Raw genomic sequence first — 22027 nt, forward strand, 5'->3', positions numbered from 1 at the left:
AAGCGGAGGACATTAGGAAGGCTGACAGCTCCCCTGTGCGCAATATTCTTCGAAGCATTGTAATCAGCATTCTTTTTATGACCGCATCTCTTACACTTGAAGTTAGCCTGTTTCTGACGGTTATTTTTATCGATGTACCCGCACTCAGAACACTGCTGAGAAGTATACATCGGGTTGATAATTATAACTGGTACTCCTTCAAGTTTTGCTTTGTATAGGATGAAATCGGTCAGTTCAGAGAATGCCCATTTACCCAACCTATCTTTCTGCGCTTTAGTAACCGTAGCCTCCGGGCGGAACCCTTTAAGACTTTCTAAAGCTATAGCCCGGGAAGTGTCTTTAGCGCGTTTGACCAACTGTTTGGCAACCCAATGGTTCAGGTCGCGTTTGAACCGGCGTTCCTTTTTAGATATTCTTGAGATGTTTCTTGGCGGACCACGTGCCTTTAGATTGTAATCTAGATTTCAGGCTTGTATATCGTTCTCTAACCTTATCAGCTTTTGTGCCTTTGCAAACTTTATTATCAGAAGTGGTTGCTATATTGGCTACACCCAGGTCTACACCCAGAACGTCATCGTTGTACCTGACTTCGTTTTCATCCACTTCCATCACAAGCATCAGGTAAAAGTTATCATCATCGTAAATCAGGTCTGTTTGACCTCGGATTTTGTTTTTACCCAGAGGTCGAAAATCACCATAAGAGATGCTAATCTTCTCACGACCATCCAGAGTAAGTATGGACACAGCATCGTTATTTTTGAACGACAGTACTCTTTGGTCGTAGACCACAGCTCCCCTTTTATCGAATTTATGTATTGTTTTTCTGTCGTTGCTGTAGCTTTCAGCTACTTTAGCGATTGCCCTGACAGTCAACTGAGCAGATAGACTGTATCTCTGCTTGATATTATAATAAATCAATTTCTTAATCCCGGTTTTACCAAACTTTTTGTTGAACCATGCAATCTCAGAATCATAGTTGCAGGCCTCATTGAACTTTTCCATGGTTGTCAATAGTTTAGCGCATTGTCCTCTATCGGGATTCAGTTTAACATTCAGCGTCAGGAGTATGATATCCCTAATATGCCATACACATATAAAATAATTATAAATCAAAGATGTCACTGCTGGTCATTAATGGTAAATTTAAGTTTGGACGCATTCCTCACTCTTTAAACCAAGTTTTAAGATATCTTTAAATCAAAGATTAAATTATATACGGATATGGCAGAAAAAGGACATGCATTAGTAGTTTACAATACTACTGACAAAGGATCACCGATTAAATGGTTCAAATTTATTATTTTTATATTGTTTAATACAAGTATATCTGGCAAAAACCAGTTGAAAATTAAAAATTTAGTAAATCATAAGCATTTGTAATAATAAATAGTATCTATACCATTTCCTCTATCATTTTTTAAAACACAGTTTATCTGGTAATCCATTTTTTCATAAAATTTTAAAACAGATTTGTTTGTAGACCATGTGCACACATTTATGTACAAAATACCATCCTGTTTAAGTTTTGATTCAAGTTGCTTTTCAATTTTAGAACTTAAACCTATACCTCTGTATTCAGGATGTACAGCCAGAAAATTGATGTAAGCATCATTTTCGCCTTTCCAGTATTTTTCGAATCCAATAAGACCCGTTATAAAACAATAAGTATCCTCAGTTCCAGATTCTGCAATAAGGTAACCAGAATTGGTATTGAAAATAGTTTGTTGTATTCGCTCATCTATTCTTTTTTCTCTTTTATCAAGAGGTGGAAAAAAATCATCGTTCACAAGTTCCATGAACCTGTGAATCCGATGAAAATCATCCTGATATGCTTCACGTATATTTAAAGTGCAAATCATATAGAATTCAAATATCTGTTGACTTCCCAATCATGTACCTGTATCCGGTAATCTTCCCATTCAGCTTTTGCAATTCTTAAAATATTGTTGTGTACATGAGGACCGAGTACATCCCTGAGAAGCTCATCTTTTTCCAGATGACTTGCTGTTTCATTTATCATGGAAGGCAAAGTATCAATATTTAATCTGGCACGTTCTTGGTCACTTAACTCAAATATATTGGATTCAACCATTTTTCCAGGATCAATTTTCTCCCTGATACCTTCCAGACCTGCACCAAGTATTGCTGCAAAGGCAATATAGGGATTACATGACGGGTCAGGGTTCCTGAGTTCTAATCGTGTACTGTTTCCACGTGCAGCAGGTATACGGATTAATGAAGTCCTGTTTGCTCCCGACCATGATATATAAACCGGTGCCTCATAACCCGGTACAAGACGTTTATAGGAATTGACTATTGGATTGGTAACTGCAGTTATTCCTCTTATATGCCTTAATACTCCACCAACAAACCAGCGGGCAATATCGCTAATTTCCATGTCTCCATTGGGATTGTAGAAAGCATTACCATCTTTTCCAAACAATGAAAGATTTACATGCATACCAGAACCATTTTCACCATAGATAGGCTTTGGCATAAAGGTTGCATGTAGTCCATGTAATTTTGCAATTGTCCTTGTGACGTATTTAAAGGTCATTACATTATCAGCAGTTGTTAGTGCATCGCTGTATTTGAAATCAATTTCATGTTGTCCGAAAGCAACTTCATGATGGGATGCTTCGATGTCAAAATTCAGGTCACTAAGAGTCAATACGATGTCTCTACGTATATCTTCTGCAAGGTCAGCAGGAGCGAATTCAAAATATCTTCCAAAATCATGAGGTTTTGTTGTTGCTTCACCATTTTCTTTTTTAAACATGAAAAATTCAAGTTCTGGACCTACATTGAACTCGTAACCCATTTCTTTTGCTTCTCTGAGCATTTTTTTAAGTACGTATCTTGGGTCACCCTCAAAAGGTTCGCCATTTGGTAAATGGACATCACATATCATCCGTGCAACTACACCTTTCTCTTGGTTCCATGGAAGGATTGCAAATGTTGAAACATCAGGCTTTAGTACCATGTCTGATTCATCTATCCTTACAAAGCCTTCAATGGATGACCCATCAAAAGAAATACCTTCATTCAGAGCTTTTTCTATTTGGGTTACTGGTATTTCCACATCCTTGACAATTCCCTGTATATCCGAAAACTGTAACCGGATAAACTTTACATCGTACTGCTCTATAGCCTTTATTACATCTTCTTTAGTATGGATGTTCATTCAATCTCCCGCTTTTACTTTATTTAATTTATTCTATTAAATGTTTGTATATTTTTTATTTATTATGGTAATACATCCATTATTATTTATAGGTAGTCGGTAACTATATGTCGACTTTATAATATATAAAATTAATTAAAAAAATAAATATGTTATATAATAACAAAAAAGTTAACCAATTCAAAAAATAAAAAATAAAAACAATGCTTGAGTAAAGACATTGAAACTAATTAATTAGTGTTTAGATTTATTCCATTAAACTTACATTCTTTTCCAAATAGCGGTTATTTTTTCAATTTCTATATGGGTGTATTCGTCTTCAGTATCCCACTTCAGGCTTAGTACACCATCATTACATTCAGCAACTGTACCATGATATGTTTTACCTTCAGCATCAAGTGATACTTTTTTCTCTATATAATATTTAGTTATAAATGCTTCTTCCAATCTTAAACCCCCTATCATTAAATAATTTAGACAATTAAACTATTATCTTTCATCTTTAATTAATTTATAGAAACAAAGTTTCTTAATTTTGATACTAAGTGAATCAAATGAACTCGCTTAAAAATATTGGGACTTTGGTAAAGCCTTTTAAACAGGCTTTGACCATAAACCCCTCTATTTTATAGTCAGATGGATGACTTTATGGTCAGAAACGGTCAGGAAACAGGCTACCGGCTAAACGATATTTTTTAATCTAACTTAAAAACAATTATTTAACGATTAAAGATAAAAAATACATACAGAACAGATTTTTGGTTTCATCTTACTCTATTTAATTATATTTCTGAATTCAACAAAATGACAGTTTGACGGTTTGGTCATAAATTTTTTACAATGTAAAAGCATTAGATTGGTATGTTAACATCAAATAAAGATGTTCAACAAAAGCCAAATTAAAAGGGGAAAATATGAAAATTACAAAAAAGAATACATGCACAGTATCTGGAATTGTAATATTACTAAATGCATTTTTCGTACCAAGTATAGCACTTGCAAAAGGAAATGAAACCAATAATGTAGAAAAAGTAGACATTGGTAAAGAAACACTACGACATAATGAATACTTGAATAAATTTGACACCGTAACAACAAACCCAAATCATGTGATAAAATCTTTTAAAGATGACAAAAAAGTAAAATTAACGCTATCTGGAAAAAAAACTAAACATTAAACTTCATGAAGTTTCTATTGTAAATGATGATGCCAAACTTTTATTCAAGAATGAATCTGGAATCTATGGTAAAGAAATCCCCGATATCAATACTTATCAGGGAAAGGTCATTGATAACAAAAATAGTGACGTTACATTAACTGTATCTAATAATGTAATGGTTGGAAGTGTAGATGTGGAAAATGAAACTTACATTATAGATCAGACAAATAAAGAAAACAATGGAAAAGTAATTCATGTATCATATAAATTAAGTGACATAAAGGAGAGTAATAAATCTACATCTATATCCATGGATGATATAGATGGCGAAACAACATCTCTGCAAACTACAGTTTCTTCAAGTGATACTTTAACAACATCTAGCACAACTTATACAATTGATTTTCTTCCAGCTTATGGTCCGGATTTCAACAATTTGTTCTCTGAACCGGAAACAGAAATTTCAAGTATGGTGAATGAAATTAATGATGATGCATATTCAGCAGCAGGTGTAACATTGGAAATCACGAGCTACAAACAATTTAGTGATATTCTTCAAGGAACTACATCTGAAATATTACATTTCTTTGAAGACGAAATTCCAGAATATAGAGATATAACAAATAGTGATTTAGCATTCTTATTCTATGGCAAGAATTTTGAAGATGATACTATTGGGCGCGCCGATTCTTATAATGGGGATGATAGTCAAGCACATGGAGTAGCTCAAATGATAGCAAACCCATTTGGTTGTTATTCAGCTGACTATCAAGATAGGTGTCTTTTAACTGCACATGAAACAGGTCATAACTTTGGATGCGAACATGACGAAGCTTATCAATGGACTACTCCAAACCTAAACCATTATACCACTATGTGGAGCCCTTTCAGTGACAATACCAGTGAATATATGGAACTTGAATTTTCATCTGACGATAATCATGGAGATGAAGACCATGATAACTTAGGTATCATTATACAAAATAAAGACGTTGTTGCAAGTTATAGATGATTTATAACTTGTAATTTTTAATTTTTAGTTATACTCTATTTATAATAAGATAATTATCTTTAATAACTGGGTGTTATTTAGGGTTGTCTATGAACGAAAAAAAAGAACAGTATTAAATGGATAGTCATAATGCTTGCAATTTCCATTATCTTGGTAGCTTCTATTGGTCATATATATGATTACTATGCATCTAAATCATCAGCAGACCGCTATTATGGCATAGTTGCACAAAAAGCAGAGATTACACCAGAAAATTACACCAAAATTGCAGAAGAAGAAGAATTGGATAAATATCCACAGCTTAAAAGGGTATTAAATAATGAAAGTGATAATGAAATTGAAATAAACAAATCTGAATATAATAGATTGAATAATTTCTTTAATACTCTACCCTCTTATGAAAGTGATAAATACATAATGTATAATGGTTCTTTTTACCAGTTACATTTCGACCTGGAAGTAAGTTACCCTGATGGTTTATAACTTGTTTTGCTAAAAACTTAACTTTTTGGTTGTTTTACATTTAGTCTTACATTTTGAAAAGATTGTTAACTTTATGGTCAATAAACCCTGATAATTGTCAACTTTATAGTCAGAATGGTTACTTTATGGTCAGCCCGACTTTATGGTCAAAGCCTTTTAAACAATAAAATTTATATAAAATTACACCCCAGTTAATTGCCGTTTACTGTGTGGATGACAATCGCAGTGATATAAGATAACTATAATTACAAACACACAAAAGGGATTATATGGGAAACCTAAGACAGCCAAATGCAAATGAAGCAACAAGAACATTCAACCGTTCTAAAAGTGTAGCACCGATGTCTGGTATATGCACTCGCTGTGTAGACGGATGCCGGGGAAATTGTGAAATTTTTAAATCATCATTTAGAGGGCGAGAAGTACTGTATCCAGGTCCTTTCGGAGAGATGACTGCCGGTGCAGATAAAGATTATCCAGTAGATTACTCACATCTTAACATACAGGGATATGCAGTCGGTGCCCAAGGGCTTCCTGAAGGGATGGAAGCAAGTCCTGATACAGCAAGATTCCCAAACGCCGATACAGAAACCGAATACGGATGGAACAAAAAAGTAAGAATGTCAGTACCGATGTTTACTGGTGCACTTGGTTCCACTGATATAGCAAGAAAGAACTGGGAACACTTTGCTGTAGGTGCTGCTATCTCTGGTATCACCCTCGTATGCGGAGAAAACGTCTGCGGTGTAGACCCCGAACTCAAATTCGATGGTGAAGGAAAAGTTAAGGAATCACCAGAAATGGACCGCAGAATCGAAGCCTACAATAGGTATCATGAAGGCTATGGAGAAATGCTTGTCCAGCTTAACGTGGAAGATACAAACCTTGGTGTTGCTGAATATCTTGCCAGTAAACACAACATGGATACAATTGAAATAAAATGGGGACAGGGTGCCAAATGTATCGGTGGAGAAATTAAAGTCAAAACACTTGACCGTGCACTTGAACTGAAAAGACGTGGATATATTGTAACACCTGACCCTGAACTGTCATCGGTACAGGAAGCTTATAAAGTCGGTGCAATAAGAGAATTCGAGAGACACTCAAGACTTGGTTTTGTAGATAAAGAAGAATTCCTCGAACAAATAGATTATCTGCATTCCATCGGATTTGACCGTGTAACTCTGAAAACTGGTGCATATTCAATGACCGAAGCCGCAATGGCTATGAAATACGGATCTGAAGCAAAAGTCGACCTTCTTACCTATGATGGTGCACCCGGTGGTACAGGAATGAGTCCATGGCCAATGATGGAAGAATGGGGCATTCCAGCATTCTACTTACAGTCCCTTGTTAATGATTTTGCAGATAAATTGAACAACAAAGGTGAAAAAGTTCCTGACCTTGCAATGGCTGGAGGATTCTCCAGTGAAGACGGTATCTATAAAGCTCTTGCAATGGGTTCACCATACTTCAAAGCAGTATGCATGGGCCGTGCACTAATGATACCAGGCATGGTAGGCAAGAATATTGGAAACTGGCTTGACGAAGAAAACCTGCCAAAAACCGTAGCAGAGTACGGTCACAGGGTAGATGAAATATTCCCACACTATGAAGAACTTGAAGAGCGGTATGGTCAAAATGAGATGCAGAATATGCCGCTTGGTGCACTTGGAATTTATTCCTATGCACAAAAAACCAAAGTCGGTCTGCAACAACTGATGGCAGGTTCAAGAAAATTCAACATCTCAAAACTAGACCGCAAGGACCTCATGTCACTCACCGAAGAAGCTGCAAAGGTCTCAGGCATAGATTATGTAATGGACGCATACCGGGATGTTGCAGAACAGATACTGGAAGAATAATCTTCCAGTCACTTTTTTATTCTGTTTCTCTTGAAAGGTACCAGAGACATTTCTCTTTCCAGATACATCCACCACACACTTCATCTGCATCAAGAGTTTTTTGCAGTTTTTTGTTTACAAGTGAAAATGCATATTCTGATGATATCACCATATGTTCTTCCAGACCAAGTTTATCGATTACCAGTTCATCCAGTTTTTTAAAATCTGATACAGAATTCATTTTACATATTCCGTTTTTGTTATAAGGGCAGAAAGAACAAATAACATCACAATCTGTTATTATCTCTATCAAGGAACCGTGAGAATTCAGACAGTTTATAATATATTCCATGTTCTTTACAAAATATTGACTGTATCCATATCCCTGAAAGCCCTGAATACAAAGCAGATGATGAGCTCGAAGTTTAATCGGAAACATCTTGAAAAATTAAAGTTTTGACATATTACTGTATTCAAGTACCGTAGAAACAGGATACGTAGCCACATCTATTCCAGCTTCCTCAATTGCACAGATAACATTGGTCCCTACATAAACTGGCATACCAGACATTCCAAAATCAACCGGAGCTCCGAATACATATTCACCGGATTCACCGGTTCTTATGACACCCCCGATTTCTGAAGCATTAATCCTATTTATAACATCAAGAGCTTTTTCAGAGGCTGATGCAGGTATAGTCCTCATATTGGCAAGTATTTTTCCTGTGCCTGTATCCAGAACATCCAGAACAGATGTTGTTTTTCTGCTCATGAATATCTTTATCGGGTCTATAGAAGTTCCGCTGTATGATATAAGGTCTTGGAAATTAACAGGTTCATTGTTTTTGATATTCAATGTACCGCCATATGCAGGTTCGACAGGAACACCCTGATTTAGCAGAATACCGTCAATTGTTATACTACAAACAGTCGCAATAGCTGTTTTCCCTTTCGGTACATCTATTTTTGAATCAGAATTCTCGTCAAATATCTGTATTCTCGGGCTTATTGTAATACTTTTTGCTGTTACAATTTTAATTATTTCCAGCGCATCCTCAAGGTCATTATTATCAACCAGAGAAATATTTACAATAACATTGCCTTCTCCTGTTTCAGGATCAAAATTCATCCTATACATTAGTTCTTCTATTCTTGTACTTACAAAACTTAAACGGTCACCTATAAGAGCATCCCTGAGTTCCTTTTCCCCCAGTTCTGTAATTACACGTCCCGAATATCCTTCTTTTTTGGTAAATCCCCTTTCATCCAGTATCCTTAAATGATAGCGAACTGCACGCTCTCCTATTCCATAACCCCTGTTGTTTAATTCATCAGCTATGGATCTTGCACCTACCGGTTTATCACTTTCACTTATGATACGCATTATTTCAATAAGTTTCCTCTCAATCAGTGCATCTGTCATTTTGAAACATCCAGAAAGATAATTCTCCACATCAATATATAACCTAAGGCAATATAAACATACATACAAACTATATTTATAAGTTGAAAATATTAATTATTATACAATTTTGCCAGTTAATATTTATATTTATTTTTTCCTAATTATAGATTTTTACAGCAGAAGATATTAAAAACTACCACTTCTGATGATATATATCACAAGTCCCATACCAAATACTCCCGCTATTACAAATCCTGCAAGACCAAGCAAAGGAATGCCCCCTATAACCGGACCCAAACCAGTTTGGATTACCAGTGACGAACCTATTATTATTGATGCAATGATAAGACTAAACGACAAACGATTGCTTGCAGCGTTTATCTCTGAGACGACTGGCTCTATCCCTTCATGTTTAAAAATAATCCTTGCTTCACCATCCTGTACAGATGTAAGAATATTTGACATTTGTTTGGGCAATTTGTGAAAAAACCTTCCTAATTCCCAGGTGTCTTTAAAAGCTGTTTTTGATATGTTTTTTGGGCTTAACCTTTCATGCATTAATTTTTTGGCATAAGGCTCTGCAATCTGTATTATATTAAAACCAGGAGCCATCATAGTCCCAAAACCAGCAATTGTCATCATTCCTTTTATCAACATTGCCAGATTATCAGGAATTGTAACCCTATTTCTTCTAAGTACTGAAACAATATCTTCAATCATGGCAGCGCCATCAATATGATACATTGGTCTTCCATAATACTTATTCAGAATGTATTCAATATCCAGGGTTAATTTTGATGTGTCTACATCATAACCTACCATGCCAAATTCTCTAAGTATTTCGATATACTTTGATGTGTCACGTTCCACAATTGCAATTAGAGTGTCTACAAGACCCTTTCTGATATAATCTGGTAAATAGCCCACCATTCCAAAATCAAGAAGAGCTATTCTCCCGTCCCACATTATAAGAACGTTTCCTGAATGAGCATCAGCATGAAACACTCCATCTTCAAAGACCTGTTTCATGAATGAATTGCCGCCGTTTTCAGCTATTTTGTACCTGTCAAACCCATATTTATCAATTTTTTCAAAATTATCCCCTTTAATACCCCTGATATATTCTGTTGTAAGCACATATTCGCCACAACAATCCCAGTATACCTTGTGGACATAGATATTTGGGTCATCTTTTAGGTTATTTGAAAAACGCTCTATGTTTGTGGCTTCTCTTACATAGTCCATTTCAGCATGAATCGATTTTGAAAATTCATCAACAATGTCGGTAGGTTTGTATAACTCAGCACTTTCTATATGCTGTTCAGCAAAACCAGCAAGACTATACATGATGTCAAGGTCAGACTCTATGATTTTTCTTATACCCGGTCTCTGTACTTTAACCGCAACCTCATCCCCGTTAAGCAGTTTTGCATAATGAACCTGTCCAATGGACGCGGATGCTATAGGTTCTTCTCTAAATTCTGAAAAAAACTCAGACACATCCTTACCAAGGTCGTTTTTTATAATGCGTTTTACTGATTCAAAATCAAATGGTGGAACATTATCCTGAAGCTTTGCAAATTCATTGGCATATTTTGCAGGTATTAGGTCATGGCGCATACTAAGTATCTGTCCCAGTTTTACATATGTGGGACCGAGTTCTTCAAGAGCCATACGTGCTCTTTCAGGACCGGTTAAATACCGGTATCCTTTTTTTACACTTTTTCCAACTCTTGATTTAAAAGAACCAAACGGTCTAAGACCCATTCGGTCTACTATATTCCCAAATTCATATTTTATGAGGATATCAACGATATCTTTATACCTTTTCAACATTCGGTATTTGCGAAATGTTCCGGGAGCCATATTCTCAGTTATATTGGTTGATTAATATTAGATGATTAATGACTTACAGTTATAAAAATTAATGTTATCTCTTACTACATAAATATCAGGATATAATACTTAAGAATAAAAGCCGATAAATAGAAAAAAATATATGCGTTAAAAGTCTAATTAATTATGTAAGTGTTTGTGTTATATAACACAAATATGGGAGAGTGAATTAAATGTTATTTATGGCAATAAGTACATGGAAACCTGAAAATAGAGACGAAATTATGGAACATTTTAAAGAATTAAAGGTTCCATCAGGAATTACCATCAAAAACCAGTGGGTTGATTTGACAGGGGGAAGATATTTTATACTCTTTGAAACCGATGATCCAGAATCTTATGGAGCATTCAACCTGCCGTGGAGCGATGTATGTGAAATAGACTGCGTTCCAGTAATGGAATCAGCAGAATTCATGAAACTCATGAACAAACACCAATAATATAATAATGTTTAATGGGTATCAATATACCCTTTATTTATTATATATTAAAATTTAAAATTCTTTTATTAATTGAAATTTAAGAACTTTTTTAATATTATTTATTAGGATATAAAGTTACATTTACAGCTGAATCATTGACCTCCAGAGTGAAATCCCCGGGCGGCAGGGCGGAAGTATCATAACTAAAACTAAAGTTACCACCAGAATCTGCTTTTATTTTTTGTAATGCCTGAATATTCAGACGAACACTGGATTCACCAGGATTGGCTTTACCGTGTATTTTTGTATCATAAGTTCCAGGAGGAACATTTGAATCCTCAAAAACTGCTACTCCAGACGAAGATTTTCTTTTCCTGGTGAACCAGAATAATAACTTTACGCTGAATTTGACATTTTCCACATTTTTGGCTGTAACTGTATAACGGTTTGGTGGAGATGGTATATCCACATTATTAAATATATACTCATACATCCCATCTTTAACAGGTACATCTTTTTCAAAAGATATTACAATATTTACTTCGAATTCAGGGGAAGTTTTTCCATTTATTTTTAAAACATCGCCTACTACCGGCTGCGATGGGGAAAAATCCCAAGAAGGTTCAGCATTTTGCAAATATAAATCCTCTGTTATTTTTTTTCCTTTAATTCTTCAAGTGTGCTTTGAAGCTGGTTTATCTTCTCTTCAAGGTTTTTGTAATCCTCTTTTGTAGCAATATTGGATTGTTCAAATGTTTCCTGGACTTTTTCAGAAATTTTGTTTTCAATATCTTCTTTCTGTTTTTTTCGTTCAGCAATCATTTCATTTATTAAATCTTTGCCTTCTTCCCTGCTTAACTCCCCTTTCTGTACAAGTTCTTCAACTGTTTCATTTATTTTTTCTTCAGTAAGTGCCCATGCACCAATTCCCATAAGTGCTAATTTTTTCATATTTTCCATCATAAACAAAACCTCCCATAATAAGAAGAAACGTTTTACAATATGTAGTATTAGTAATCCCCCATAAAATAATTATTTGTCATCAGGTAAATATGTATCGAAAAATAAAACAAAAAATAAATTATAATTATGGGATGTTTATTCTGCCAAGTCTTTAATTGACTGGTTAAGGTATACAGCATTACTCTGGTTTATAAAATAACGGCAGACTTTATTAGGTTCTCCGTCCATTTCAATACCGCCGTTGTTAACCAGTATAGCCCTATGTGCAACTTCATTTACAAAATCCATATGATGGCTTACAAGAACAATTGTTGTTCCAAAATTTTTGTTGATTGATTTTAGAGAATTTGTCACATCTCTAAGAGTTATAGGATCAAGATCACCGAATGGCTCATCAAGCATTAAAATTTCAGGTGAAGTTGACATTGAAAGTGCTATAAAAGCCCTTACATGTTCTCCCCCACTCATCTGATAGGTTGTTTTATCAAGTACATCCATTGATAGATCAAGAGCATCAAATATCTCTCTGGCGTATGATTCAACATCTTCCTGTTCTATTTCAGGGAACAGTTCATAATAGATATTTTCTGTCACACCAAGTTTTTGTAAAATATCTGATTTTTCATCCTCTGACATATCAGGTAGTTTATAGATAAGATCAAGCAATTCATCTGAAATACCAAGTTCATCAGCCTTTTTTCTTGCATAGCCGATAGCCCCTTGTCTCTTGATTTTGAGTTTAAAAGCTATCTGTTCACGCAGAGTCGAATGAGGAGAGAGGATGAATTCCTGATGCATCAGGCTGATTTTGCGGCGGAGTTCCATGCGCTGTAAACTATAATGAGAAATATCCACCCATTCACCATTATTGAGATAACATATTTTACCATTATCTGGCTCATGCAAACCTTCTATCATTTTTAGCAGTGTGGTTTTACCCGCTCCCGATGAACCTATAAACGCTGTTATTTCACCTTCATTGATATCCAGTGATAGATTTTTGATGTTCAAGACTTCTCCGACGCGTATCAGTGATAATCTTCTGGAAAGATTCTGTACTTTTATACAGGGCTTTTCATCATGGACATCTGAAAGTTCAATACTTGGTGGTAATTTTTTGAGGAAATTTTTTAGCATATTTTCAGGTTCGCCCTCATCGATAATCTTCTGGTCTTCAAGATATATAACACGGTCAGAAAGGTACATATGTATTTCAGGAAGATGTGATATCACAAGAATTGGTATGTTCAGGCGGTTTTTCAGGGATTTAATAACATCAAGTATCTCCTGTTTGGTATCGGGTCCGGTCATTGTCACCGGTTCATCAAGGAGTAAAGCTCTGGGTTTTGCCGAAAGCTGTCGGGCAAGTATTAATCTCTGCTTTTCGCCACCACTTAAAAAATTGGATGAATGAAGAGCTTTATTCTCAAGTCCGACAAGTTTTAGGTATGATAGTGCAGTGTTATACAAATCTTCATAATACGGCGAGTCCTCTGAGGGAAGCGATTCATCACCAGAGTAAAAAAAATTTAGTTTTCTGATTATATTTTCAATGGCAGGTCCTGCCCATAATCCAAAAGAACGTTGAAGATGGATAGCAGTATTAAGGTTTAAAAACCTTTTTCCATCATAACCAGATTCAGGTGTTATCACGTTTCCATCTAAATCGATTATGCCGCCGTCAAAATCTTCGACACCACGTATAATTCTAAGTAATGTTGTTTTTCCACTACCACTTCTTCCGGTGATTCCAAGGATTTCACCATCATTTACTGCTAAATTTATACCATCAAGGATGCGTTTTTTTTCAGAACCTATCTCATAATCTTTAACAACATTACTCAATCTCAGCATAAGCAAACCTCAAAAACAAAAAAATAAATTTTTATTCATTTTTGATAGCCGAAACAATTTCCTCAATCTTGGCGGCGACATCAGAAGTTTCTTCTACAACTGTTCCGGTCACAATCATATCAGCACCGGCTTTAACACATACTCTTGCAGTTTCAGGGTCACGTATTCCTCCACCTACTATCAGTTTATTATCTCCCAGTACTTTTTTGACAGCTTTTATCATTTCGGGAGACGCCGGTTCATCAGCCCCTGATCCTGCTTCAAGGTAGGTATAATGCATCCCCAGATATTTACCCGCCAGTGAATATGATACTGCTATTTCTGGTTTGTTTTTCGGAATTAATTTTGCATCCCCTACCCATCCTACAGTACCACCGGGTTCTATTATAAGATATGCCATAGAAATGGATTCAATACCGAATTTATAAACAAGTGGAGCACCCATTGCCTGATTTGTGGTTATATAATTTATATCCCGAGAGTTTAACAGGCTCATGAAAAATATTGCATCTGAATAAGCACTTACACCACCTGCATTGGAAGGGAAAAGTATGGTAGGAATACTGGTTTTTTCCCTGATTTTTATCAGAGTCTGGTCCAAAAGTGCTCCACCTGCTTCAATTGAACCACCTACCATGATAGCATCAGACCCACCATTAGCTGCTGCAAGTGCTATTTCTGCAGCTTCATCAGGAGACTGGGATGCAGGGTCTATGAGTGTTAAATGAACTGTACCTTGATTTTTTGATATATCATTAAGGTACTTTTCAACCTGCATTGATTAAATCAGCCTCTTGAGTCTTTGGATTTACCACGTAGATGTTTATAGCCGCATTTTCTGCAGCGTTCTGCTCTCGGAGCGTTTCTTGCATTACAATCCATACAGATTGTTTTATTGAGTATCCTGTTTTCAGCTTCTGGAAATCTTGCCATTGTTTTCACCTGATATTAATGATTGTACTTTAATTTAAGTAGGTTATATGGATGGCTACATTTATTTTCAAGCATATAATTGTTTTGGATTTTTGTCATCAACAAATACAAGTAAAACGGGGCAACATAGGAGAGAGCTGTAAAAAAGTGGTTGACATCTTGGGGGGTTCCATATGGATGCCTTAACAGCTCTCTCTAAATTCTTTACTATACCATTATCTACTAAAAATTTTCGATATTTATTATTAGAATAAAAATCAAAAACTTTGTCCCTGCATAGGATTTTAAGTTTCTTCAATATCCATAAAACGATAATTCAACATCGCTTTGATATCTTCAAATTTATCCATTATTTCCTCTTTGTTGTTACCCGGAATATCAAGTATACAGTACCTGTAACTTTCAGGGTTGTGTTTGTAATCGGATAACTTACCCCCATTTAAAATGAGGTTCCGTATTTCAACTCCAGGGTAGATTTTTTTTATCCGGGCTATATTCCTCGCATCTGGTATTTTTGTTACCAGCTTGTCTGAAAATTTGCGCAGTTCAAAATTGTAACACATCGAATATACAGGAGCAAATCCAGGGTGAATATCGGGTTCTTCTCCAGATGCCAGATTACAGATTAAATGGAGTGGATCAAACCCTTTGACGGTTTCAATAGTTTTTGCAAACTGGAAAGCAATACGTGCATTAACTTCGATAATAGATACATTACCGGTTTTTTCATCAATTTTTAATTCTACATTGATAAAAGTGTTGTCAAGTTTTAAACTCTTTACCAGTTTATCAATAATATAGTGGATTTTTTGTTCTATATCAGGTGAAACCTGATAGGGAAACTCATGATGGGAAAAACTGATTTTATCACCAAAAAAAGCTGCTTTTGTAAGTGCAAAAACATGTGCTTTCTGGTTATACACATAACAATCAGCAGTTACCTGGGTACCAAAAATTAGTTCTTCGCATAAAAACCTGTTACATGTATACAGGTTTTCAGGATTATCATAACTTGACAATGATAGTGATTCCACATAATACTGGTTGTAATCCTTGATGTACTCTCCAAATTCATTAATTAATTGCTGTAAATCTTTGGTAGTATCAATTTTTTGAGCCGCAAATGATACATTGGATCGTACCGGTTTGGAAAATGCCGATAAAGAATTTTCCAAGTTGCTGATATACTCTTCATCCAGACAAAAGTTAGGAGTGTATTCAGGAATGCTCTTTTTCTGTAATTGCCGTGATATATATTTGTTCTGACAGTTAACCATTCCTTCAACAGAAATACTAGGCATACCTGTATGTTCACATATAACCGATGCAAAAACTGCAGATGAATCATGGGTCCCCACCACTCCGTCATACATATCAGAATTATTGTTGATTTGCTGGATGATGTCCTTTAGAGCGTTTGTGACACCCCTCCCAAGAATATCTTCTGTGGTTTCTATACTAATCTGGTAGTTATCAGTATGGTTGAAGCTTTCCATAATCAGATGGATATCACTTTGCTCACATATTATGAGTATTTTCTTTTTATTGTCTATCAATAACTTATCCCCATATTGTTTTTTAATTTATATGAAAATATTATACGTTCCATTCACACAAACACTTTTGTGGATTACCTTCCTTAAAAGTCATAATGATATTTTGGGTTTCCAGAAGGCAGGATATATCTTCCAGTGGATTTTTATTAAGGATTACACAATCTGCAGATTTCCCAACTTCAAGTGTACCTGTAACATCACCCAGACCGATAGCCTCTGCAGCTGTGCGGGTTGATGCAATAATAGCCTGTTCAGGTGTCATCAGGTTTTCTCTAACATATCTAACAAGTTCCATACTATTGTTTCCGTGATAATTGAATGGTGTACCGGCATCAGTACCCATAATAACCTTAACTCCTATTTCCAACGCTTTAAGAATAACATTTTTACGCATCTGAGCTACTTCTTCCGCCTTTTCGCGCATAAAATCTGGAATCAAAGCTTCATTTTCCTTTCGTACCATGAAATAATTTGATGACAAAGTAGATACTAGATATACATTGTTATTTTTCATCATATTCAGCGTTTGTTCATCCGCCAGTGTTCCATGTTCAATCGTTCTGACACCTGCTTTGATTGCGTTTTTAATACCTTCTGAACCGTGTGCATGAGCTGCTGTATATATACCCAGTTTTAAACCCTCATCTACAACTGCACTTATTTCTTCGACATCAAGCTGTGGCGCACCCGGTATCCCTCCGGGATTCATTATTGCTCCTGTTGCCATGACTTTAAGAAAATCTATCCCTTCTTTAAGTTGCTCACGTGCAGCTTTTCGGTTTTCATCCACCCCGTCTGCTTCACGATACATACCGGAAAAATACTCACTTCCAGAAGATTGCATACAGATTATTTTACCACTTGTCAATATACGTGGACCCGCAATAAGCCCATCTTCGACAGCTTTTTTTACAGCAATATCTATATAATTTACAGATCCCACATTTCTAACTGTAGTAAATCCTGAATTTACAGTCTTTTCCATATCTATAGCTGCACGGATAGCCCTGTATTTATCATCCAGAAGGTTTTCCTGATAAGTATCTGGAAAACCATGTAAATCCAGATGAACATGGGTATCTATTAAACCCGGTATTATAAATTGACCAGATACATCATAAAACAATGATTCATCATTTATTTTTATATCACAATCTTTTTGTGAACCAATATATACAATTTCATCATCCTGAAATACCAACAAAGCATCAGTATGAAAACCATTATCTGTCCCATCAAAGATAGTAGCACCTTTTAGAACAGTTTGCACAGAATTCTCCATATTATCCAAACCTTTATATCGTGAAAGTTAAAACGCAGAAAATGTAATCGATATCAATTTTTAGAAACAGTATCATAAATTATTTCAATTCAATATCTGCAATATATAAAACCGCTATACACAAATTAACTTTTCGGTAGGAAATTTTTTTAGGTTATACAATAAAAAGGACAAATTTTTTATTAGCTTTTTATTATTTACAATTTGGTGTTTTAATGGGTACTGTACAAACAGGTATGTTATTTTTTATGATTGCATTTGCTATATTGTTCGGACTATTAATGCTTAACAATATTCCCTCTATGGAAAATCAGGTTTTATTACCTAATCTGGTAGGATTGCTTATTGTTGCCGGTTTCCTTATCGCTGGAATATATAACCTGTTTACTGGAAAATATTCCTGAACATAATGGGAAAAATTAAACTCTACTAAACTCATAACAATTATACAATACTATGACATCCATCATATACCATCCGGATTATCTTAAACACAATACTGGCAACCACCCTGAATCATCTATACGTCTCAGCCATGCTATAGATTATCTGGAAAAGCAAGATGTTTTTAAAAACCACCCTTTAATAGAACCAAATACCGCTGAAATCTCCCAGATTCAAACTATCCACACACCAGATTATATTAAAAAAGTTGAATATCATTGCAACAATGAAATACCTCTTGACCCTGATACTATTGTTTCTAAGGATTCATATCGTGCAGCACTTCTTGCTGCCGGTGGGTCTATCAGAGCAGTAAATGAAACATATACCAATAATTCCGCATTTGCACTGGTGCGACCTCCCGGACATCACGCTGAATCCGATAGGTCAAAGGGGTTCTGTCTTTTTAATAATGTAGCCATTGCTGCAAAATATGCACAATCACAGGGAATGAAACGTGTTCTTATAATCGACTGGGACGTTCATCACGGAAACGGTAGCCAACATTCATTTTATTCAGATTCCACGATAATGTATATGTCTATTCATCGCTATCCATGGTTTCCGGGTACCGGATGGATGGATGAAACCGGATTTGGAAAGGGTGAAGGATACAATATCAACGTTCCATTATTTGCCGGTTCAACTGATAACGAGTATGCCTATGTTTTTGATAAAATATTTATGCCTGTAGCATTGCAGTTTCAGCCCGACATAATCATGGTATCTGCAGGGATGGATGCACAGGAAAATGATATGCTTGGCGGCATGCAGTTAACTTCTGAAGGATTTGCTACACTGGCAGGATATATTAAAAGAATTGCCGACCTTACCTGCAAACAGTTTATATTGGTGTTAGAAGGTGGATACCAACATGAAAAACTGGCTGAATCTATCTATCAGGTCATAATGGCTATAAATTCTGAACCTCATCTACCAGAAATTCAGAAAAACAATGTTTCAGAAAACGTATTGAAAAGGGTGGATGAGATTATCGGAATACAAAGGCAATGGTGGAATATTTAAAAATCAAAAAATAATATATAACATTAATCTCCTCTTTTTCTGCATGAGTTCGATAAAACTGCCGTATGGGCACGACAGTTTAACTCTGGATATACCAGACAAAAATTTATCACGTGTCATAGTTCCAGAAGAACCGGAAATTACAGAAGATAAATCATCTTTAATGCAAAAAGCTCTGGAAAATCCGGTAAAAAGTAAACGACTTTCAGATATTGTAGATGATGAATCAACTGTAGCAGTGCTTGTAAGCGATACTACTCGTCCTGCTCCTACATCAAAGATGTTACCCCCACTTTTAAATGAACTGTATCGCGGAGGACTAAAGGATGAAAATATAACAATTGTATTTGGTCTTGGTCTCCACCGCAATCAGACTGAAGAAGAAATGGAAAAGCTTGTAGGTTCAGACATATACAATCGTGTCAGATGTATCGAGCATGACAGGGAACGCTGCAGACATATCGGCGATACAAGTAACGGAACTCCAGTAGAAATTTTTGAAGAAGTGCTTGATTCTGATGTGATTGTATGCACCGGTAATATAGAATTTCATTATTATGCTGGATATAGCGGCGGTGGAAAAGCAATCCTGCCAGCAGTAAGTTCTGAAAAAACCGTCATGACAAACCACGAAATGATGAAAGATGACAAGGCTACCACTGGTGCGATAGAAAGCCCTGTAAGAGCCGATATAGAGGAAGCAGCACGGATGGTAGGGGCTGACTTTCTGTTTAATGTTGTATTAAGCAGTCAAAAAGATATAATTTATGCGACTGCAGGTGATGTTATTGAAGCCCATAGAAAGGGTGTCGAATACCTGGACAGCATTTATAAGGTCAAAGTCGAACCATCGGATATTGTAGTAGTAAGCCCTGGTGGGTATCCAAAAGACTTGAATCTTTATCAGGCAGTTAAAGGTCTCGAAAATGCAAAAAATGCAGCTGTTGAAGGCGGATCAATAATCCTTTCAGCTAAATGTCAGGAATGTCTCGGAAATGCTGTATTTGAAAAATGGACAAGGGAACTTGAAACTCCTGACGAGACCATTGAAAAATTCAACTGTTCTTTTGAACTTGGCGGTCATAAAGCTGCAAATATTGCTAAAATGGCAAAAAAGTTCAATCTTTATCTGGTATCCAGTATGCCGGAAGAAGATGCTAAAAACGCTTTCTTCAAACCGGAAAAAAGCATACAGGAAGCACTGGACAATATACTGGCAGAAAAACCCGATGCCAGTATACAGGTCATGCCTTATGGAATTTTAACACTGCCAATGAACCAGTGATTTCCTGTTTTTATTTCTCATTTTATTTTGTTGAAACACTTTTTCAAATGTTTGTTTGAGGGTGGTTTTGTTTTAAGGCTTACAACTACCGCTGTTATCAAAGAAATTGGTGTTGCTACCAATATCGGGTCGACTACTGTCCATACACCGGAAAGCAGAGTAGCATTGCCAAACAGTGCCTGACTTATGCCGAGTGGAACTGCCTCTTTTTCATGAACAAATATAAGCCAGGAAAGACTGGAGAAAGTACCGACTATAAGGCTTGATATTGCTCCCTCTTTTGTCATACCCTTCCAGAAAAGTGCACCCATATACATTGGCAAAAAAGCTGCAGTACACAGACCCATAAATATAGCCGTTGCTCTTGCAATAATACTTATTGGAAGCACATAGGCAAGCACTACACTCACAACAATGGTAACCGCAATACCTATTTTTGTAACAACATCTGAAGTGGTTTTTTCTTTTCCTTTCTTGAGGAATTCTTTATAAAAATCGTGACCTATAGAAGTGCCCATTATATGGAACTGAGAACTTAAAGTGGACATTGCTGCTGATAACAGTGTCAGCATGAACAATACTACAAAAAGGTCAGGCATAGCAGAGTTTATGTATTCTGGCATTATTAGGTCGGTATTACCATTTGCAACCTCAAGTGCAATCTTTCCCAAGTTATCAAAGAAGTAAACATTGGAAAGAGAACCAACAATATATGCTACTCCTGCCATCATCAGTATAAAAGGACCACCTACAAGAACTGCCTTGTTCAGAGAACTGCTGCTTCTAACTGTCATGAACCTGACTGCAAGTTGTGGTTGTGCAAGAACGCCTATCCCTACACCGAGTATAAAAGTAGATACAACCGTCCACCATATTTGGGAACCTAATTCAGGCATAGCAGTCCAGCCCATGTGTCCGCTGGCAACCAACTTTTCAGGCACAAGATATGCCATATTGGTTAGTGCCTGATGAGCTTCAGTAACACCACCAAGTTTTATGTAGGTAAAAATAAGCAGTAGTCCCATACCGATAAACATAAGCGAACCCTGAAGGGCATCGGTATACATTACCGCGATTAAACCCCCCGTTATAACATATGCTGCAATAATAATAGCCAGTATTAAAACAGCAACATCGTAATTAATTGAGAGAGCAGTTTCAACAAACCTTGCTCCACCGATCAACACTATACCGGCATAAAGCGGCATGAATATACCGACCAGTGCTCCTGAAAATCCCTGAATAAAACGTGACTGGAAGCGTTTACCAAGAAATTCC

The 22027-nt window shown here is 36.0% G+C and carries 22 protein-coding genes and 1 pseudogene; 8 read left to right on the forward strand and 15 right to left on the reverse strand.

The features are described 5' to 3' along the window. The 4 genes and pseudogenes from QZ276_RS07605 to QZ276_RS07620 form a co-directional block, all read right to left on the reverse strand. A pseudogene (locus QZ276_RS07605) lies at positions 1-1068 on the reverse strand (RNA-guided endonuclease InsQ/TnpB family protein); the annotation flags it as partial. A gap of 296 nt (positions 1069-1364) precedes the next feature. After that, on the reverse strand, positions 1365-1859 hold the full coding sequence (locus QZ276_RS07610) for a GNAT family N-acetyltransferase (RefSeq protein ID WP_292486799.1): 495 nt from the start codon (positions 1857-1859) through the stop codon (positions 1365-1367). Then, complete coding sequence (glnA, locus tag QZ276_RS07615; RefSeq protein ID WP_292486801.1) at positions 1856-3184, reverse strand: type I glutamate--ammonia ligase; 1329 nt, start codon at positions 3182-3184, stop codon at positions 1856-1858. The genes QZ276_RS07610 and glnA overlap by 4 nt, the downstream gene beginning before the upstream one ends. Positions 3185-3445: 261 nt before the next feature. Then, positions 3446-3631 carry an MM0924 family protein gene (locus tag QZ276_RS07620; protein ID WP_292486803.1) on the reverse strand — a complete coding sequence of 62 codons (186 nt, stop codon included), beginning with the start codon at positions 3629-3631 and terminating at the stop codon, positions 3446-3448. Positions 3632-4098: 467 nt separating this feature from the next. Between QZ276_RS07620 and QZ276_RS07625 the strand changes: the two genes are divergently transcribed. From QZ276_RS07625 to QZ276_RS07640, 4 genes are all read left to right on the forward strand, one after another. Next, entirely contained in the window at positions 4099-4362 is a 264-nt protein-coding gene (locus tag QZ276_RS07625; RefSeq protein ID WP_292486805.1) for a hypothetical protein, read from the forward strand. A gap of 157 nt (positions 4363-4519) precedes the next feature. Then, complete coding sequence (locus tag QZ276_RS07630) at positions 4520-5356, forward strand: M12 family metallo-peptidase (protein WP_292486807.1); 837 nt, start codon at positions 4520-4522, stop codon at positions 5354-5356. Positions 5357-5485: 129 nt separating this feature from the next. Next, positions 5486-5839 carry a hypothetical protein gene (locus tag QZ276_RS07635; protein ID WP_292486809.1) on the forward strand — a complete coding sequence of 118 codons (354 nt, stop codon included), beginning with the start codon at positions 5486-5488 and terminating at the stop codon, positions 5837-5839. Between the two features lie 269 nt (positions 5840-6108). Then, the gene (locus QZ276_RS07640) at positions 6109-7704 is read left to right on the forward strand and encodes a glutamate synthase-related protein (protein ID WP_292486811.1); all 1596 of its coding nucleotides are present in this window, start codon (positions 6109-6111) and stop codon (positions 7702-7704) included. Between the two features lie 16 nt (positions 7705-7720). Here the strand turns inward: QZ276_RS07640 and QZ276_RS07645 are convergent, their stop codons facing one another. The 3 genes from QZ276_RS07645 to QZ276_RS07655 all read right to left on the reverse strand — a co-directional run bounded on the left by QZ276_RS07645 (position 7721) and on the right by QZ276_RS07655 (position 10954). After that, on the reverse strand, positions 7721-8122 hold the full coding sequence (locus QZ276_RS07645; RefSeq protein ID WP_292486813.1) for a DUF1284 domain-containing protein: 402 nt from the start codon (positions 8120-8122) through the stop codon (positions 7721-7723). A gap of 9 nt (positions 8123-8131) precedes the next feature. After that, positions 8132-9106, reverse strand: coding sequence for a DUF128 domain-containing protein (locus tag QZ276_RS07650; protein ID WP_292486815.1), 975 nt, complete (start codon positions 9104-9106; stop codon positions 8132-8134). Positions 9107-9274: 168 nt separating this feature from the next. Next, the gene (locus tag QZ276_RS07655; RefSeq protein ID WP_292486817.1) at positions 9275-10954 is read right to left on the reverse strand and encodes an AarF/ABC1/UbiB kinase family protein; all 1680 of its coding nucleotides are present in this window, start codon (positions 10952-10954) and stop codon (positions 9275-9277) included. Between the two features lie 203 nt (positions 10955-11157). Between QZ276_RS07655 and QZ276_RS07660 the strand changes: the two genes are divergently transcribed. Further along, positions 11158-11424: a DUF3303 domain-containing protein gene (locus QZ276_RS07660; protein WP_292486819.1), complete on the forward strand. Its 267-nt coding sequence runs from the start codon at positions 11158-11160 to the stop codon at positions 11422-11424. A 97-nt stretch (positions 11425-11521) separates the two neighbouring features. On the opposite strand, the gene QZ276_RS07665 is transcribed toward QZ276_RS07660, so the two are convergent. The 7 genes from QZ276_RS07665 to QZ276_RS07695 all read right to left on the reverse strand — a co-directional run bounded on the left by QZ276_RS07665 (position 11522) and on the right by QZ276_RS07695 (position 17982). Then, on the reverse strand, positions 11522-12043 hold the full coding sequence (locus QZ276_RS07665) for a hypothetical protein (protein ID WP_292486821.1): 522 nt from the start codon (positions 12041-12043) through the stop codon (positions 11522-11524). Positions 12044-12057: 14 nt separating this feature from the next. Continuing rightward, positions 12058-12369, reverse strand: coding sequence for a phasin family protein (locus QZ276_RS07670; RefSeq protein ID WP_292486823.1), 312 nt, complete (start codon positions 12367-12369; stop codon positions 12058-12060). Between the two features lie 135 nt (positions 12370-12504). Then, positions 12505-14223 carry an ATP-binding cassette domain-containing protein gene (locus tag QZ276_RS07675; protein ID WP_292486824.1) on the reverse strand — a complete coding sequence of 573 codons (1719 nt, stop codon included), beginning with the start codon at positions 14221-14223 and terminating at the stop codon, positions 12505-12507. A 31-nt stretch (positions 14224-14254) separates the two neighbouring features. Next, entirely contained in the window at positions 14255-15001 is a 747-nt protein-coding gene (locus tag QZ276_RS07680) for a geranylgeranylglyceryl/heptaprenylglyceryl phosphate synthase (RefSeq protein ID WP_292486826.1), read from the reverse strand. Between the two features lie 8 nt (positions 15002-15009). After that, positions 15010-15156 (reverse strand): 50S ribosomal protein L40e, encoded by a 147-nt coding sequence (locus tag QZ276_RS07685; RefSeq protein ID WP_292486828.1) that lies wholly within the window; start codon positions 15154-15156, stop codon positions 15010-15012. 284 nt (positions 15157-15440) lie between these two features. Next, positions 15441-16712, reverse strand: coding sequence for an acetyl-CoA carboxylase biotin carboxylase subunit family protein (locus QZ276_RS07690; RefSeq protein WP_292486830.1), 1272 nt, complete (start codon positions 16710-16712; stop codon positions 15441-15443). A gap of 40 nt (positions 16713-16752) precedes the next feature. Then, entirely contained in the window at positions 16753-17982 is a 1230-nt protein-coding gene (locus QZ276_RS07695; RefSeq protein WP_292486833.1) for an amidohydrolase family protein, read from the reverse strand. A gap of 227 nt (positions 17983-18209) precedes the next feature. Between QZ276_RS07695 and QZ276_RS07700 the strand changes: the two genes are divergently transcribed. The 3 genes from QZ276_RS07700 to larA are packed head-to-tail and all read left to right on the forward strand — an operon-like array spanning position 18210 to position 20749. Continuing rightward, on the forward strand, positions 18210-18398 hold the full coding sequence (locus QZ276_RS07700) for a hypothetical protein (protein ID WP_292486835.1): 189 nt from the start codon (positions 18210-18212) through the stop codon (positions 18396-18398). A 52-nt stretch (positions 18399-18450) separates the two neighbouring features. Next, positions 18451-19464, forward strand: coding sequence for a histone deacetylase (locus QZ276_RS07705; RefSeq protein ID WP_292486837.1), 1014 nt, complete (start codon positions 18451-18453; stop codon positions 19462-19464). Positions 19465-19507: 43 nt separating this feature from the next. Beyond that, positions 19508-20749 carry a nickel-dependent lactate racemase gene (gene larA / locus QZ276_RS07710; protein ID WP_292486839.1) on the forward strand — a complete coding sequence of 414 codons (1242 nt, stop codon included), beginning with the start codon at positions 19508-19510 and terminating at the stop codon, positions 20747-20749. A 17-nt stretch (positions 20750-20766) separates the two neighbouring features. Here the strand turns inward: larA and QZ276_RS07715 are convergent. Continuing rightward, on the reverse strand, positions 20767-22027 hold a 1261-nt coding region (locus tag QZ276_RS07715), incomplete at its 5' end, for a sodium:solute symporter (RefSeq protein ID WP_292486841.1).

Source organism: Methanohalobium sp., from assembly GCF_018609725.1.
GTDB lineage: Archaea > Halobacteriota > Methanosarcinia > Methanosarcinales > Methanosarcinaceae > Methanohalobium.